This window comes from Bradyrhizobium sp. AUGA SZCCT0182 (genome assembly GCF_018130185.1).
GTDB lineage: Bacteria > Pseudomonadota > Alphaproteobacteria > Rhizobiales > Xanthobacteraceae > Bradyrhizobium.
This window is the reverse complement of the sequence record NZ_JAFCLY010000002.1, coordinates 457,862-471,574: the sequence shown is the minus strand read 5'-3', so window position 1 is coordinate 471,574 and position 13,713 is coordinate 457,862. Positions and strand designations below refer to the sequence as shown.

14 protein-coding genes and 1 pseudogene are annotated in these 13,713 nt (G+C 62.8%); 5 read left to right on the top strand and 10 right to left on the bottom strand.

The window, feature by feature from the left end; translation table 11 throughout:
* Nucleotides 1–366 precede the first annotated feature (366 nt).
* From hydA to JQ611_RS04540, 7 genes are all read right to left on the bottom strand, one after another.
* Nucleotides 367–1,776, bottom strand: a complete 1,410-nt coding sequence (gene hydA, locus JQ611_RS04570; RefSeq protein WP_212464632.1) for a dihydropyrimidinase — start codon at nucleotides 1,774–1,776, stop codon at nucleotides 367–369.
* A 74-nt stretch (nucleotides 1,777–1,850) separates the two neighbouring features.
* Nucleotides 1,851–2,687: a transporter substrate-binding domain-containing protein gene (locus JQ611_RS04565; RefSeq protein WP_212464631.1), complete on the bottom strand. Its 837-nt coding sequence runs from the start codon at nucleotides 2,685–2,687 to the stop codon at nucleotides 1,851–1,853.
* Nucleotides 2,688–2,760: 73 nt separating this feature from the next.
* Nucleotides 2,761–3,261 (bottom strand): MaoC/PaaZ C-terminal domain-containing protein, encoded by a 501-nt coding sequence (locus JQ611_RS04560; RefSeq protein WP_212464630.1) that lies wholly within the window; start codon nucleotides 3,259–3,261, stop codon nucleotides 2,761–2,763.
* 9 nt (nucleotides 3,262–3,270) lie between these two features.
* Nucleotides 3,271–4,854 (bottom strand): CoA-transferase, encoded by a 1,584-nt coding sequence (locus JQ611_RS04555; protein WP_212464629.1) that lies wholly within the window; start codon nucleotides 4,852–4,854, stop codon nucleotides 3,271–3,273.
* 16 nt (nucleotides 4,855–4,870) lie between these two features.
* Nucleotides 4,871–6,013 (bottom strand): acyl-CoA dehydrogenase family protein, encoded by a 1,143-nt coding sequence (locus JQ611_RS04550; protein ID WP_212464628.1) that lies wholly within the window; start codon nucleotides 6,011–6,013, stop codon nucleotides 4,871–4,873.
* A gap of 15 nt (nucleotides 6,014–6,028) precedes the next feature.
* Nucleotides 6,029–6,397, bottom strand: coding sequence for a tautomerase family protein (locus JQ611_RS04545; RefSeq protein ID WP_212269415.1), 369 nt, complete (start codon nucleotides 6,395–6,397; stop codon nucleotides 6,029–6,031).
* 3 nt (nucleotides 6,398–6,400) lie between these two features.
* Nucleotides 6,401–7,459 (bottom strand): LacI family DNA-binding transcriptional regulator, encoded by a 1,059-nt coding sequence (locus JQ611_RS04540; protein WP_212464627.1) that lies wholly within the window; start codon nucleotides 7,457–7,459, stop codon nucleotides 6,401–6,403.
* Nucleotides 7,460–7,640: 181 nt separating this feature from the next.
* Between JQ611_RS04540 and JQ611_RS04535 the strand changes: the two genes are divergently transcribed.
* The 5 genes from JQ611_RS04535 to JQ611_RS04515 all read left to right on the top strand — a co-directional run bounded on the left by JQ611_RS04535 (nucleotide 7,641) and on the right by JQ611_RS04515 (nucleotide 11,382).
* Nucleotides 7,641–8,558: a dihydrodipicolinate synthase family protein gene (locus tag JQ611_RS04535; RefSeq protein WP_212464650.1), complete on the top strand. Its 918-nt coding sequence runs from the start codon at nucleotides 7,641–7,643 to the stop codon at nucleotides 8,556–8,558.
* 80 nt (nucleotides 8,559–8,638) lie between these two features.
* On the top strand, nucleotides 8,639–9,580 hold the full coding sequence (locus tag JQ611_RS04530) for a dihydrodipicolinate synthase family protein (RefSeq protein WP_249132893.1): 942 nt from the start codon (nucleotides 8,639–8,641) through the stop codon (nucleotides 9,578–9,580).
* Between the two features lie 10 nt (nucleotides 9,581–9,590).
* Nucleotides 9,591–9,764 (top strand): hypothetical protein, encoded by a 174-nt coding sequence (locus JQ611_RS04525; RefSeq protein WP_212269419.1) that lies wholly within the window; start codon nucleotides 9,591–9,593, stop codon nucleotides 9,762–9,764.
* A 17-nt stretch (nucleotides 9,765–9,781) separates the two neighbouring features.
* Nucleotides 9,782–10,513 carry an amino acid ABC transporter permease gene (locus JQ611_RS04520; RefSeq protein WP_212464625.1) on the top strand — a complete coding sequence of 244 codons (732 nt, stop codon included), beginning with the start codon at nucleotides 9,782–9,784 and terminating at the stop codon, nucleotides 10,511–10,513.
* Between the two features lie 89 nt (nucleotides 10,514–10,602).
* The gene (locus JQ611_RS04515) at nucleotides 10,603–11,382 is read left to right on the top strand and encodes an amino acid ABC transporter ATP-binding protein (RefSeq protein ID WP_212464624.1); all 780 of its coding nucleotides are present in this window, start codon (nucleotides 10,603–10,605) and stop codon (nucleotides 11,380–11,382) included.
* Between the two features lie 317 nt (nucleotides 11,383–11,699).
* On the opposite strand, the gene JQ611_RS04510 is transcribed toward JQ611_RS04515, so the two are convergent.
* The 3 genes and pseudogenes from JQ611_RS04510 to lipA all read right to left on the bottom strand — a co-directional run bounded on the left by JQ611_RS04510 (nucleotide 11,700) and on the right by lipA (nucleotide 13,431).
* Nucleotides 11,700–11,873 (bottom strand): hypothetical protein, encoded by a 174-nt coding sequence (locus JQ611_RS04510; RefSeq protein ID WP_212464623.1) that lies wholly within the window; start codon nucleotides 11,871–11,873, stop codon nucleotides 11,700–11,702.
* A gap of 79 nt (nucleotides 11,874–11,952) precedes the next feature.
* Nucleotides 11,953–12,231: pseudogene (locus JQ611_RS04505) on the bottom strand (phosphoadenosine phosphosulfate reductase family protein); the annotation flags it as partial.
* Nucleotides 12,232–12,456: 225 nt separating this feature from the next.
* Nucleotides 12,457–13,431, bottom strand: a complete 975-nt coding sequence (lipA, locus tag JQ611_RS04500; protein WP_212269423.1) for a lipoyl synthase — start codon at nucleotides 13,429–13,431, stop codon at nucleotides 12,457–12,459.
* Nucleotides 13,432–13,713: the final 282 nt, after the last annotated feature.

The window sequence follows — 13,713 nt, the reverse complement described above, 5'->3', positions numbered from 1 at the left end:
ACAGCTTGACACCTGCAACGGGTGCCAGGACCACACGGTTTTGCCGTACGCTTATCCACGCCGTCGTCGAGGCGTAAACCAGCGTCCACCGCAACCCGTCCAACGTCCGTGACGACGGCCGACGCCCTCTGAGAGGGACGGGATGGCGATATATATGCACCTGATTTGTCTTCTGGTAAACAGAAATATTTTTCATTTCGGGGCTTGACACTAATTCCGTAAATCGTAAGTGATTTGCCCGTCGGGTTGATTTGTCGCACGCAGACCTCAAGATTGTGCTTGCGTGTGAGGCGACGCAACTGGCGTTTCGTAGTTGGCTGGCAGCATTGGGGCGAGGCCCCGTGTTTCGAGGTCAGGCCGGTCGCGTTAGTCGCGGGCGGAGGCGAACTGCGAAGGGTCGCGTGCCAGATGCTGGCCGGCCCCCTTGCGGCCGACCAGGGTGCCATCCGCGACGACCACCTCACCACGCACCAGTGTGGTCACGGGCCAACCGGTGACGCGGAGGCCCTCATAGGGCGTGTAATCGGGGCCGTGATGCAGGATGTCCTGGCTGATCGTCACCTCGCGCGTCGGATCCCAGATCGCGATATCTGCGTCGGAGCCGATCGCGATCGTGCCCTTACGCGGGTAGAGACCATAGGTCTTGGCATGGTTGGTCGCCGAGAGGGCAACGAACCGGTTCAGATCGATTCGTCCCTTGACCACGCCTTCCGAAAACAGAATCGGCAACCGCGTCTCGACGCCGGGAATCCCGTTCGGCACCCAGCGAAAGCTGGTGCGGCCTTTCGGGGCGAGCTTTCCGGTCGTGTCGTAACGGAACGCGCAATGGTCGGAGGAGAAAACGCTGAAGATCCCTTGCTGCAATCCTTCCCAGCAGGCGACCTGGCTTGGGACATCGCGTGGCGGCGGACTGCAGACGTATTTGGTACCCTCCATGTTGAGCCCCTCCATGTCCTTCTCGGTCAGGACGAGATATTGCGGGCAGGTTTCACCAAACACCTTGAGGCCGCGCTGCTGGGCACGACGAACTTCTTCCATCGCTTCGCGGTTGGAGACGTGGACGATCATCACGGGCACGTCGATCAGCTCGGCGAGGGCGATGGCGCGATGGGTGGCTTCACGTTCGACGACAATCGGCCGGGATGCGCCGTGGAAATGCGGCGCGGTCTGGCCGCCTCGCTCCAGGCGATCGGTGAGGAAACGGATGGCGTCGAAATTCTCGGCGTGGACCATGACCAGCGCGCCGGTCTCGCGGGCAACCGACATCACCTCGAGGATCTGGCGATCGCTGAGTGCCAGATCCTCATAGGTCATGAACACCTTGAACGAGGTGTAGCCATCCTTGATCAGCGCCGGGAGCTCCTGGCCGAGGACCTGTTCGGTCGGGTCCGAAATGATCAGGTGGAAACTGACGTCGATGTAGCAATTGCCGTCAGCCTTGGCGTGATAGTCCCGCACCGCCTGCCGCAGGCTCTGTCCGCGTTCCTGCAGACAGAACGGCAGCACCGTGGTGTTGCCGCCGAAGGCGGCCGCGCGGGTGCCGCTTTCGAAATCGTCGGCCATGACGATGCCGGGCCCGCTCGGCTGGGAGAAGTGGACGTGGCTGTCGATGCCGCCGGGCAGGACCAGCCGGCCGGTAGCATCGATGGTCTGTCCCGCATCGCCGAGGCCGTGGCCGAGGGCTGCAATCCGTCCGTCCGATATCCCGACATCGCAGGCGAAGGTGTCGGACGCCGTCGCCACTGTGCCGCCGCGGATGATGGTGTCGAATGTCATGTCGCGCTCCGGTCGGGTCGGTTTGCGGATTGCTCACCGGGGAGCGCTGCCGCGCCATGCGGCAGCACCTGCCGTCAGTTGGTGGGGCCGTCGCCGCGGATGACGAAAGTGGTGGCTTTCAGCTTGGTCATGCCGAACTTGTCGAACAGCTTGTCATAGGTGCCGTCGGTGCGGATGGCCGTCAGCGCGTCTGCCGCCGCCTGCGCCAGCAGCTTGTCGCGGAAGGCGAAGGTAATGTCGGTGCCGGCAATGTCCCGGACCCAGATCTTGGCGATGCCGCGCTGCTCGAGCGAGTTGGCGGTCTCGTTGATGTTGAGCGCAGCCTCGAGCTGTCCGGCGCGCAAGGCTGCCGAGGTCGCGGTGACGGTCGTGAACGTGCGCAACTCGATTTCCTTGAGCCCTTTGGCCACCATCGCGGCGCTGTACTCGCGCGCCTTGCGCTCGGTATAGGTCGCCGACTCGACGCCGACGACGCGGCCGGCGAGATCTTCGAACTTCTCCAGCTTCAGGCTCGATGCAGGATCGGTGTAGATGCTGATCGCCTGCTGCGCGTAGGGCACGAGGTACAGCATCTTCGAGCGCTCCTCGGTCCAGAACAAACCGGTGTTGATGGCGTCGAAGCGGCCGGAGCGCAGACCCGGAATCATTGGCGGGAAGTCCATCCGCAGGAACACCGGCTCGATGCAGATGCGTTTGGCGATTTCGCGCGCCAGTTCGACATTGAGCCCCTGCAGTTCGCCCTTGTCGTCGATGAACTGCTGCGGTGGCAGGGTCGGATTGATGGACATCTGCCATTTGCCGGCTTCGATCAGGCTCGATGCCGGCACTTTTGGCGTGCAGTTCTGGGCGTGAGCTGTTGGGACTAGGCCGATCAGCACGGCCAGAGCGGAGAAGATATTGAGAAGTCGCATGACGTGAACCCCTTACGTGAAAGTGAATAGGTGAGGCGGCGTTCCCGGGTCTGGTCGTCTTTTCGTTGTCTCGTTATGACGCGTCCGGCGTGGCGGATGCGCAATCGGGCTGGCGGGTCAGGATCAGCGAGGTATGGCGGGCTTCCGTCACCACCTCGTCGCGCTGGTTGATCAGCTCGAGTGCTTCGATGACGACGCCGCGCGCGGGGTTGCGGGTCGGCCGCTTCTCGACGAAGCGGAATCGCACGCGCAAGCGGTCGCCGGCGACCACCGGCGCCTTGAAGCACACGCCGTCCCAGCCGAGCGAGGCGACTGACGTCTCTTCATAGAGTTTCAGCTCCGACTTCAGCCCTTCCATCAGTGACAGGCCATACAGCCCATGCGCGATCACTGCCGGAAAGCCGCGGGACTTCGCGTAAGCAGCGTTGACATGCAGCGGATGATGATCGCGCGTGACGTCGGCGAAGGCCGCGATATCGGCGGGTGTTACGGTATGCGCCGCACTTTCGAACTGCGTGCCGGGTTCGATATCCTCATAGCGGAGATTGATCGACGCGGAGGCTATGGTTTCCATGGCGCGTCCTCAGGCGACCTTGCGCGGGCGAGCGGGCAGTTCGACGAAGCTCTGGCCGATTCCCATCGGCCCGGGCCGGAAGATCCGCGGGTCCATATCCCTGAGGTCGGGGCTGATGCGCGGCCGGAAACCCATATGCGCCAGCACATCCTGTTCCAGGCGTACGCCCGGGGCGATCTCGGTCAGCGTCATGCCGCCATTCTCCAGCTGGAACACGGCCCGTTCGGTGACGTAGGAGACTTCCTGGCCGCGCTGCGCGGCCAGACCAGCACTGAAGCTGATCTGGCCGACCTGCGGCACGAATTTACGGAAGGCGCCGTCGCGGCGGATCGTCAGGCGTCCGTTCTCGACGGCGATGTCGAACTTGCCGCCGGTCATGGTGCCGCTGAAGATCAGCCGCTTGGCGTTCTGGGTGATGTCGATGAAGCCCCCAGAGCCGTCGCGGCGGTCGCCGAAACGGGTGACATTGACATTGCCCGTCTCGTCGACTTCCGCGAATGAGAGAAAGGCGCAGGAGAGGCCACCGCCGTCGTAGAAATCGAACTGGTAGGCCTGATCGAGGATGGCGCGGGGATTGATGGCGGTGCCGAACTCCCGCGCATGGCCCGGTACGCCGCCGACCACGCCGGATTCCACGGTCAGGGTGATCAGATCCGCGATGCCTTCCTCGGCTGCGACATTGGGGATCATCGCCGAGATGCCGACGCCGAGATTGACCACGTCGCGCGGGCGCAGCTCGAAGGCGGCGCGGCGGGCGATCACCCGCCGTTCGGTGAGCGGATCGGGCACGATCATCGCGACCGGTACGCGGGTCTCGCCGCAGCGAGCGGGATCGTAGAGCGTGCCGTAGGTCTGCATCTGCCCGGGTTCGAGCACGACGTGGTCGATCAGGAAGCCGGGGATCTTGACCATCTGCGGATGGATCGAGCCGCGCTTGACGATCCGTTTCACCTGGCAGATCACAGTGCCGCCGGCATTGTGAACGGCTTGCGCGATCGAGAGATCCTCGCGCGTCGTGCCTTCGTGCTCCATGCTGACATAGCCGTCCTCGTCGGCCGAAGTGCCGCGGATGATGGCGACGTTGGGAGGCGAGGGCGCGCGGTAGAGCAGCCACGATTGGCCCTGCAGGTCGACGAGGTCGACCAGCGGCAGGGTGGTGCGTGCATTCATGCGCCCCCCGTCCTGGCGCGGGTCCATGTAGGTGTTGAGGCCGACATGGGTCAGCACGCCGGGATGCTTTGCGGCCATGGCACGGCAGAGCTGGCTCATCACGCCTTGGGGGAAGTTGTAGGCGTCGATCAACTCGTCGCGCACCAGGCGCATGAACGGCACTTGCAGCCCGAAATTGCCGCCGACCACCCGCGCGATCAGGCCTTCATGCGCGAGATGGCATAGACCCTTCTCGGTCACCGCGCCGACGCCGGTGATGTTGATCAGCGTTAGCCCGTGCGGCCCGCCGCCGCCGAGGAAACGCTGCTCCAGCGCATCGAGAACGGCTTCCGCCACGCCGGTTCCGCCATTGCCGCCGACGATCAGCGTATCGGTGTCGCGGATCAGGCTTGCGGCCTGTGCCGCGGTGATGATGCTCAGCACGGTTGCACGCTCGCCGTCATGCGGCCTCCTTCTCGACCTGGCGGGCGATGATGAGGCGCTGGATCTGGTTGGTGCCCTCATAAATCTGCGCGAGGCGCACGTCGCGGAACAGCCGTTCAATGCGGTAATCGCGTGAATAGCCGTTGCCGCCATGGATCTGCAGCGCGTTGGAGACGTGCTTCATCGCCATGTCGGTGGTGAACAGCTTGGCTTGCGCCGCTTCCTTGGCGATCGGCTCGCCGGCGTCGTGCAGGCGCGCGGCGTGGTGGATCAGAAGGCGGGCGGCGGCGATGTCGGTCGCCATGTCGGCCAGCATGAACTGAATCGCCTGAAAACCGATGATCGGCTGGCCGAACTGCTTGCGGTCCTTGGCGTAGGCGGTGGCATCCTCGAACGCGGCCTGTGCCATGCCGAGTGCCATTGCCGCCATCATCAGCCGGCTGAAATTGAAGTTGCTCATGGCCATCTTGAAGGCCTGGTTCTCCGGCCCCATCACGCTGTCGGCCGGCAGGCGCACGCCGGAGAAGGTGATCTGGCAATCCTCGAGGCCGTGCATGCCAAGGAGCTCTTCATTCTTGCCGCGCGCGATGCCCGGCAATTTGCCATCGACGAGGAGGCAGGAAATGGCGCGGTGTCCGGACTCGGCGCCGGTGCGGGCGAACACCATGATGCGGTCGGCGACGCCGCCGAGTGTCACCCAGGCCTTGGTGCCGTCGAGCAGCCAGCCGTTGCCGTCGCGCACCGCTGATGTCCTGATGCCGGCGACATCGGAACCGTGGTCGGGTTCGGAGACGGCGGTGGCGGGGATAATCTCGCCGCTCAGGATTTGCGGGATCAGCGCCTTGTGCGTCTCGGTGCCGTGCTGGTCGAAAAACAGCACCGCTTCGACCGGAATGGCGAAAGCGTTGGCCACCGCGCCCGAACAACGTGCCAGCTCTTCCATGGCGATGCAGGCGGCGACCGCGTCGAGCCCTGCGCCGCCCGCGCCTTCGCGAAGGCAGATGCCGAACAGGCCGAGGTCGGCCATGCCCTTGTAAAGCGAACGGTCGAAGCGGTCGTCGCGATCGATCGCCGCGGCGCGCGGCAGGATCTCGGCCTGCGCGAAGCGACGCGCGGTGTCTCGCAGCGCTTTCTGGTCCTCGGTGTAGAAACGGTCCATGGCGTGTCGCTTCCCTCAGTCGCTGGCGAGCTTGGAATCGTGGGCGACCTCGTCCTTCTCGCGGTCGAAGAAGTACGCGGCGACATCGGCCCCCGGCACGCCATAGGCGTTGCAGACGCTTCGCGTCAGCGCAGCCGCGGCGGCACGGCGCTCGGCCTCGCTGCGGCGGAAAGCGTGCACCTTGAGCAGGATACGCTGGCCGGTGCCTTGTGATCCCATCTCTCCGGCATGGGCATAGTCGTCGGGAGCGATCGGCAGGAAATAGAGCGTGATCGTCTGCGCGTCGACGCCGAAGCTCGACATCAGGCCGTCGGTGATGGATTTGGCCAACGCGGCCTTGCTTTGAGGCGGGGCAGGCGGCGCAAGGATTTCGACATAGGGCATCGGTCAGGCCTTCGCTCTGGACGATTTGGTTGCGGAGGATTTGCGTGGGGACGGATCGAACGGGCGGCAGGAATCGCGCTTCACCAGCCGGGCGCCGACGCGATATTCGCGCACGCCATCGGCGCCGTTGCCCTTGGCGTCCATGCGGTGCAGCAGGCGGTCGACGGCGAGGTTGGCAAGGTCGCTCGCGCCGTTGTCGACGATGCTGATGGCCGGGCGATGCCACTCGAACCAGGGCGAATGCTCGTAACAGAGCAACGAGAGATCACCGGGAATCGACAGGCCACGTTCGGCGATCACGCGCAGGACGCCGAGCGTCGCTTCGTGGTTGGCGACGAAGATCGCACTGGGGGGCTCGGCGAGATCCAGCAGCTTGCGACAGGAGGCGGCGCCGGTTTCCGGCTCGAAATGGCCGGCATGGATCAACGCGTCGTCCACTTGTATCGACGCCTCGCGCAGTGCACGGACATATCCCGACAGTCGCTCGCGTCCCGATGTCGTGTCTGGACGGCCGACAATAAGGCCGATCCGTCGGTGCCCGAGCCCGATCAGGTACCGCGTGCCCACGAAGGCGCCTTCGGAATCGTCGGCGAGTACGGTCTCGAGATCTGTCCCGTCGTCGCGGCGCACCAGACAGACGATCGGGATTTCATTTGCCAGAGCGGTCAAGCGGGCGCCGTTCTTGCCCGTGGGCACGACGATCAGTCCATCGACGCGATGGTCGGCAAGTGTCGTCAGCGTATCGCTTTCCAGCTGCGGATCGTCGCCGGCGATGCACAGCAGCATCTGGTAACCGAGCGCCTTCAGCCGCGCCTGCACCACCTCGGCCATTACCTGGAACGACGCATTGGCGAGGTTGTGGACCAAAAGCCCCACCAGCCGCGACTGTCCGGTTTTCAGTCCGCGTGCGATCGGGTTGGGACGGTAGCCGAGCTCGCGCGCAATACGCGTCAGGCGCTGCTGGGTACGCTCGCTCGTCAATCCGCTGCCGCCCAGCGCGCGCGAGGCTGTGCTGATCGAAACGCGGGCCGCCAGTGCCACATCTTTGAGCGTGACGCTCATCAATCCTGCCATTAGAATGGAAACGATTGCAAAACAGTATTGGCATAAATTTGCACGTGCAAGCCTAAATTTGAGATGGGTCTTGCCCAAATCAACGCCAATATTGCAATCGTTTGCAGCATTGCGGTGGCCCGCGATAGGGGCCGCTGCTCGGGTTCACGTTGAGCAACTGGAAGTCTCGATGAAGACATTTCGCGGCACCTACACCGTCATGATCACGCCGTTCACGCCGGGCGGCGATGTCGATGCCGAGGCGTTGCGGGACTTTGTCGATTGGCAGATCGAGCAGGGGATCCACGGGCTGATTCCGCTCGGCTCGACTGGCGAATTCCTGTCGCTCGATGACGACGAGAAAATTCTGGTGGCCGAGACGGTCATTGCCCAGGCGGCGGGTCGTGTGCCGGTGCTGATCGGGACCGGTGCGGAGGATACGCGAGAGGTGGTGCGCCTCAGCCGTCGTGCTGAAAAATTGGGCGCCGATGGCGTGATGATCATTCCACCGTTCTATTCGACGCCGACCGACGACGAGCTCGTCCATCACTACAAGACCGTGGCCGATGCGATCTCGTTGCCCATTATGGTCTACAATAATCCCGCGACTGCCAATGTCGATCTCAAGCCGGCACTGGTGGCGCGGCTCGCCGAGATCGACAACTGTCTTTACATCAAGGAGTCGACGCTCGAGGTGACGCGCGTGCGCGACATCATCCGGCTGTGTGGTGACCGGATGACCGTATTCGGCGGCATCCTCGGCTTCGAATCTTTCGTGGAGGGCGCGCAGGGCTGGGTAGCGGTTGCCTCCAACGTGGCGCCCCAGGCGATGGCGCGCATCTTCAGCCTCGTCGCCGATGAAGGCGAGATCAATGCGGCGCGCAAGCTCTATCTCGATTATTTGCCGGTGATCGAATTCGTCGGCGGCCAGGCTTATGTCGCCGGCACCAAAGCGCTGCTCGGCCATATGGGCTTTTCTGTCGGCGTGCCCCGTCCGCCGCGTCTGCCATTGCCGGCCCCGCAGGACGCGGCCGCGCGGGCGTTGGTAGCGAAGTTCGGCCTGGTCTGGCCAGGGGCAATGGTTTCATCAAGGCAGGTCGCCGGCTGAGGAAAGGGCGCGCATATGATCGCAGTAGCTCGTCACAGGCACAGCGCGGTTCCACGGCGCGAGCGATCATGAGTGATCGGATGAAGAAACCCGATCTGCGCGGCGTCACGGTCGCCACCGTGCTGCCATTCAACGACGACCTGACGATCGACTGGGAAGGCTACGCCCGGCTGCTCGATTATTGCGCCTGCCCGGATGGCATCGCGGCCGTCTTTGTCAACGGGCATGCGGGCGAGGGCGCCTCGCTGTCGGACGAAGAGCGCCAGGCGGTGATCGCGCGAACCCGAGCCCATATCGGCGAGAAGCCGCTGCTTGCCGGCATCATTGCGCACTCGACCGCCGACGTCATCAGCCAGGCTCGGCTCGCCGAGGCCGCCGGTGCGGATTGCGCGGTCTTGTTCCCGCCTGCCGCGCTCGGCGGCGGTGCATCCGCCACGTCGCGCGCGCCGGTTAGCTTCGTGCGGTCGGTCAGCGAGGCAATCGCAATCCCGGTGTCTATCTTCCAGTATCCGGTGGCGTCCGGTTTTGGTTATTCGCCGCAGACGCTCGCCGAAATGGCGGCCATCGACCGCGTGATCGCCGTCAAGGAAGGCAGCGATACGATGCTCGCCTATGACGAGAACCGGCGGGCCGTGAAAAAAGCCGATCCGGAGGTCGCGGTCTTGCCTTCGAATTACAACTGGTTCCTGCCGCAGCTCGCTGTCGGTGGCGACGGCATCCTGTCCGGGCTCGTCAGCCTGGCGCCGCATCTGTTTATCGAACTCTGGCAGGCGTCGGTCGCCGACGACCTCAAGGCGATGCGCGCCGTGAACGAGCGCCTCTATCCGATCGTCAAGGCGATTTACGGTCCAGCACCGATCGTTGACATGCATACGCGCATGAAAGTGGGCCTTAAAGAACTCGGCCTGATCCGCAACGCAGATCCGCGGCCACCGCTGTTGCCGGTTCTGCCCGGACTTTACGACGACATCGCAACGACGCTCGGCGCCGCGCGCCGCGCCAGCGACATTCGCCCGACTTGAGGATGTCATCATGTCCGACGAAGCCTTCATCGATATCGTAGCTCCCGACGGCGGCACAAAATTTGCTGCCGAACGGTATCTGATCGGAAAGCCATCCGCCTTCGAAGCCGGCAGCTGGCAGATGAACTGGCTCAGCCAGCCGATCGATCAGGCGCTTGCAATCGTCGGCCCCGGTCCGGCCTGACACATGGAGACGAGCCGATGACCCATTTCAATCTGGCGGCCAGCGTCGACTACTTTTTCAATTTCTTTCTGATGAAGGGCGTGCTCGTCACCATCGGCTTGACGGTTGCCGGAGTCGTTGGCGGGCTCATTCTGGGGATGGGCATAGCGCTGATGCGCATGTCATTTAACCCTGCGCTCAGCGGCTTCGCCCGATTCTACATCTGGTTCTTTCGCGGCACGCCGCTCCTGATCCAGCTCGTGGTGATCTACAGCGGCTTGCCGCAACTGGGTATCAAATTCGACGTGATCACCTGCGCCCTGGTCGGATTGATCCTCAATGAAGCCGCATATCTTGCTGAAATCGTTCGCAGCGGTTTCATGGCGGTGTCGGCCGGGCAACGGGAGGCCGCCTGGGCTCTAAGTCTGTCGAGATGGGTAACGTTCCGGCGCATTACGCTTCCGCAAGCGTTTCGACTGATGATCCCGCCGCTCGGCAACTCCATCAATTCGCTCCTGAAGGCGACGTCGCTCGCCTCTGTCATCTCGGTCGAGGAAATCATGCGCCGAAGCGACATGCTGATGCAGGAGCATTTTCAGATTCTCGAAGTCTATGCGGCCGCCACGGCCTATTACTTGATCCTCACCTCGGTCTGGGATGTGGCTCAGCGCCGCCTTGAAAAGCACTTTGGCCGTTCGAGCGCGACAAGATCGCGAAGATCCAACGCAACAGCGCCGCCGACGCAAGCCGGCCTCGAGGCCAGAGCATGATTGTGTCGAGGGAGGTTGTTGTTGCGAGGAACGAAGCTCCGGTCGCGAGGAGCAGCTCCGCTTCGCGCGCCACTTAAGGAAACGCATCGATGGCAACCGATATTGACGATGTACAGGGGCAGCCCCGCAAAGGCGAGGTGGCCGCGGTTCGGATGGAGGCGGTCTACAAGTACTACGGCGAATTTACAGCCTTGAACGAGATCGATCTCAAGGTGGCCAGTGGCGAGAAGATCGTGATCTGCGGCCCGTCCGGTTCGGGGAAATCGACCCTGATCCGGTGCGTCAATCATATCGAAAAGCACGACCAGGGGCTGATTTACGTCAACGGCACCGAGCTGGATGATCAGCGCAAGAACATCGACGCCATCCGGAGGGACACCGGAATGGTGTTCCAGAGCTTCAACCTGTTCCCGCACATGACGACCCTGGAAAACTGCATCCTGGCGCCGATGACGGTGAACGGCATGACGAAGCAAGAGGCGAAGGACATCGCCATGCACTTCCTGACCAAGGTTCGGATCCCCGAGCAAGCCGAAAAGTTTCCGGGGCAGTTGTCGGGCGGACAGCAGCAGCGCGTCGCCATCGCGCGCGCGCTCTGCATGCGGCCGAAGATCATGCTGTTCGACGAGCCGACGTCGGCGCTTGATCCGGAAATGGTCAAGGAAGTACTGGAAACGATGAAGAAGCTGGCGGAAGAGGGCATGACCATGCTCTGCGTCACCCACGAGATGGGCTTCGCCCGCGAGGTCGCGGACCGGATCGTATTCATGAATGAGGGAAAGATCGTCGAGCAAGCGGCTCCGGAAAACTTCTTCAATCATCCGGCGTCCGAGCGGGCGAGGACATTCCTCGAGCAGATCCTTCATTAGTTCGTAGCTCTCGCGCTTGAACGAGAGAGACCAATCGGCACCGAGTGAAGACGAAGCCAGACGACCTGGCGAGCAAACACGAGATGCAGCTGCGCGCAAGGCCAGAGCGGCGCGATTCATTCCGGGCAAGGACCACGCAGCCCAGGCATCAACTGATGCGGGGCGCGTTACAGTCGGATTGCCGATCGTTTGCGATCACCGAGCACCAGTCATGTCGGCGGCTCCGGGCAAAGCTTCGCTAACGCACCTTCTCTTCGGCGATGGTCTGCCGACCCAGAATTGTCGAAGACGATTTTCGTGATCGAGTCGGTCTGCAGTCAAAGAGTCTGGAGAAACCGCCGCCCCATCGCCACTGTGCCCTCCGCATAGCCGTTTCCCAGCAGACGTGCCGGCTCGGTTTCCGGGTGCGATGCGATCCAGGCCGTCAGCAGCATACGCCTCAGCATCACAAAGGTAAGCATCGCCTCATCCTCTTTCGATACCGGTGCCACGTTCTGATATCCTCAAGCCACGTATTCTGCAGATCGGTGATGATCGGTTCGTGCTCCATGAAGCTCACGGCCGCCGCGACTGGGTATGCACGGAGGAGCCGGAAGCAATCGGTCCAATTCCGCGCGCCGAGCCATCCTGATTGACGTGAACGAGCAGATCGATTCCGATTCGGCGAATGGTTTCGTCGCGAAACGTAATCATCTCGCGAAATTTCAAGGTTGTATCAACGTGCAAGAGCGGGAAGGGAAGCTTGGCCGGATGGAACGCCTTGATCGCCAGATGCAGCATGACGCTTGAATCTTTGCCGATCGAGTACAGCATCACCGGCTTTCCGAACTCGGCAATGACTTCGCGCATGATCTCAATTGATTCCGCCAAAGGCCTCGTCTGGCCCGGCGGCAATCTCGACAGGTCCGGTTATTCTTTCCACTTTAGAAAGCTTCAAAACTAGCGAGCGTGTTGTCGAAGTCCCGGATAGGTCGCGCGTCAGTCAACCCAAGCGAGAATTGCAAAGAAAATCAGGGGCGATCCATGGATCAAGAGCCGGTCGCGGTTTCGATGGTACTCGCTTTGCAACGCTCCTCAGGGAAAACCGCGTCGGCGCTCGCGCAGCTTGCGGAAGTCATCGCCCGCGTGGTGTGAGGAGCGTGTCAGCGGCGTGGCCGACACCAGCAGAAAGCCCTTGGCGTAGGCGATCTTTTGATAGGCCTCGAACTCGTCAGGGGGAACGAAGCGTGCGACCGCATGGTGCTTGCGCGTGGGCTGGAGATACTGGCCGATGGTCAGGAAATCGACGTCGGCGGAGCGCAGATCGTCCATCAATTGCAGCACCTCGCTCCGGTCTTCGCCGAGGCCGACCATGATTCCGGACTTGGTGAAGATCTGTGCGTCGAGTTCCTTCACGCGCTGCAGCAGCCGGACCGAATGGAAATAGCGCGCGCCCGGCCGCACCGTCAGATATTTCGACGGCACGGTCTCCAGATTATGGTTGAACACGTCGGGTTTCGCTGCAACCACCGTTTCGAGTGCGCCGCGCTTACGCAAGAAATCCGGGGTCAGGATTTCGACCGTCGTACCTGGGCTTGCCGCGCGGATGGCCGCAATCGTCGCGGCGAAATGCGCCGCACCTCCATCGGCAAGGTCGTCACGATCGACCGAGGTGACGACCACATGTTCCAGTCCCAGCTTGGCTACCGCTTCGGCGACCTTGACCGGTTCATCCGTATCGAGGGCACCCGGCAGGCCAGTGCGCACGTTGCAGAAAGCGCAGGCGCGCGTGCACGTGTCGCCCATGATCATGAAGGTCGCGTGTTTCTTCGCCCAGCACTCGCCAATGTTCGGACAACTGGCTTCCTCGCAGACGGTCACGAGCTTGTTCTCGCGCACGATGCGCTTCGTCTCGGCCCATTCGGCCGAGCCGGGAGCCTTGACGCGGATCCACGCAGGCTTGCTCTGCAAGGGCGTGTCGGGTCGTTTGGCTTTTTCGGGGTGACGCGGCTTGTCCGGCCGCATCCCGGCTCGCGGATCGCTGTTGAGGAGATCGAGTATGACGGTCATTTGGTCAGCCTCGTGAGTGCGGCAACTCGCGGACATTCGGCTATCCAAACGAAGTTCGTCAATTCGATTCTTCGTCCTCCCACCAGCGACCCCTCGCGACCGGTCGCTGCGCTGCGCGGGCGCTGCTGCCTCGATCGCGCAGGCCGGTTTCCGACTTCGAGCCGTGCATTTGGAACCCGTCGCCGTTCCGGTCCGACATTTCGGGTGATCCGTCCGGGTGGTTTTCCGGAGCTTCAGACAGATTCGAGCCGATCGCCCCCGAGGGCGCGACGGCTTGCATCG

Excerpts from the sequence above, each read along its gene's own strand:
- hydA (WP_212464632.1), bottom strand. The coding sequence starts at position 1,776 with ATGACATTCGACACCATCATCCGCGGCGGCACAGTGGCGACGGCGTCC.
- JQ611_RS04565 (WP_212464631.1), bottom strand. The coding sequence starts at position 2,687 with ATGCGACTTCTCAATATCTTCTCCGCTCTGGCCGTGCTGATCGGCCTA.
- JQ611_RS04560 (WP_212464630.1), bottom strand. The coding sequence starts at position 3,261 with ATGGAAACCATAGCCTCCGCGTCGATCAATCTCCGCTATGAGGATATC.
- JQ611_RS04550 (WP_212464628.1), bottom strand. The coding sequence starts at position 6,013 with ATGGACCGTTTCTACACCGAGGACCAGAAAGCGCTGCGAGACACCGCG.
- JQ611_RS04545 (WP_212269415.1), bottom strand. The coding sequence starts at position 6,397 with ATGCCCTATGTCGAAATCCTTGCGCCGCCTGCCCCGCCTCAAAGCAAG.
- JQ611_RS04540 (WP_212464627.1), bottom strand. The coding sequence starts at position 7,459 with ATGAGCGTCACGCTCAAAGATGTGGCACTGGCGGCCCGCGTTTCGATC.
- JQ611_RS04535 (WP_212464650.1), top strand. The coding sequence starts at position 7,641 with ATGAAGACATTTCGCGGCACCTACACCGTCATGATCACGCCGTTCACG.
- JQ611_RS04530 (WP_249132893.1), top strand. The coding sequence starts at position 8,639 with ATGAAGAAACCCGATCTGCGCGGCGTCACGGTCGCCACCGTGCTGCCA.
- JQ611_RS04525 (WP_212269419.1), top strand. The coding sequence starts at position 9,591 with ATGTCCGACGAAGCCTTCATCGATATCGTAGCTCCCGACGGCGGCACA.
- JQ611_RS04520 (WP_212464625.1), top strand. The coding sequence starts at position 9,782 with ATGACCCATTTCAATCTGGCGGCCAGCGTCGACTACTTTTTCAATTTC.
- JQ611_RS04515 (WP_212464624.1), top strand. The coding sequence starts at position 10,603 with ATGGCAACCGATATTGACGATGTACAGGGGCAGCCCCGCAAAGGCGAG.
- lipA (WP_212269423.1), bottom strand. The coding sequence starts at position 13,431 with ATGACCGTCATACTCGATCTCCTCAACAGCGATCCGCGAGCCGGGATG.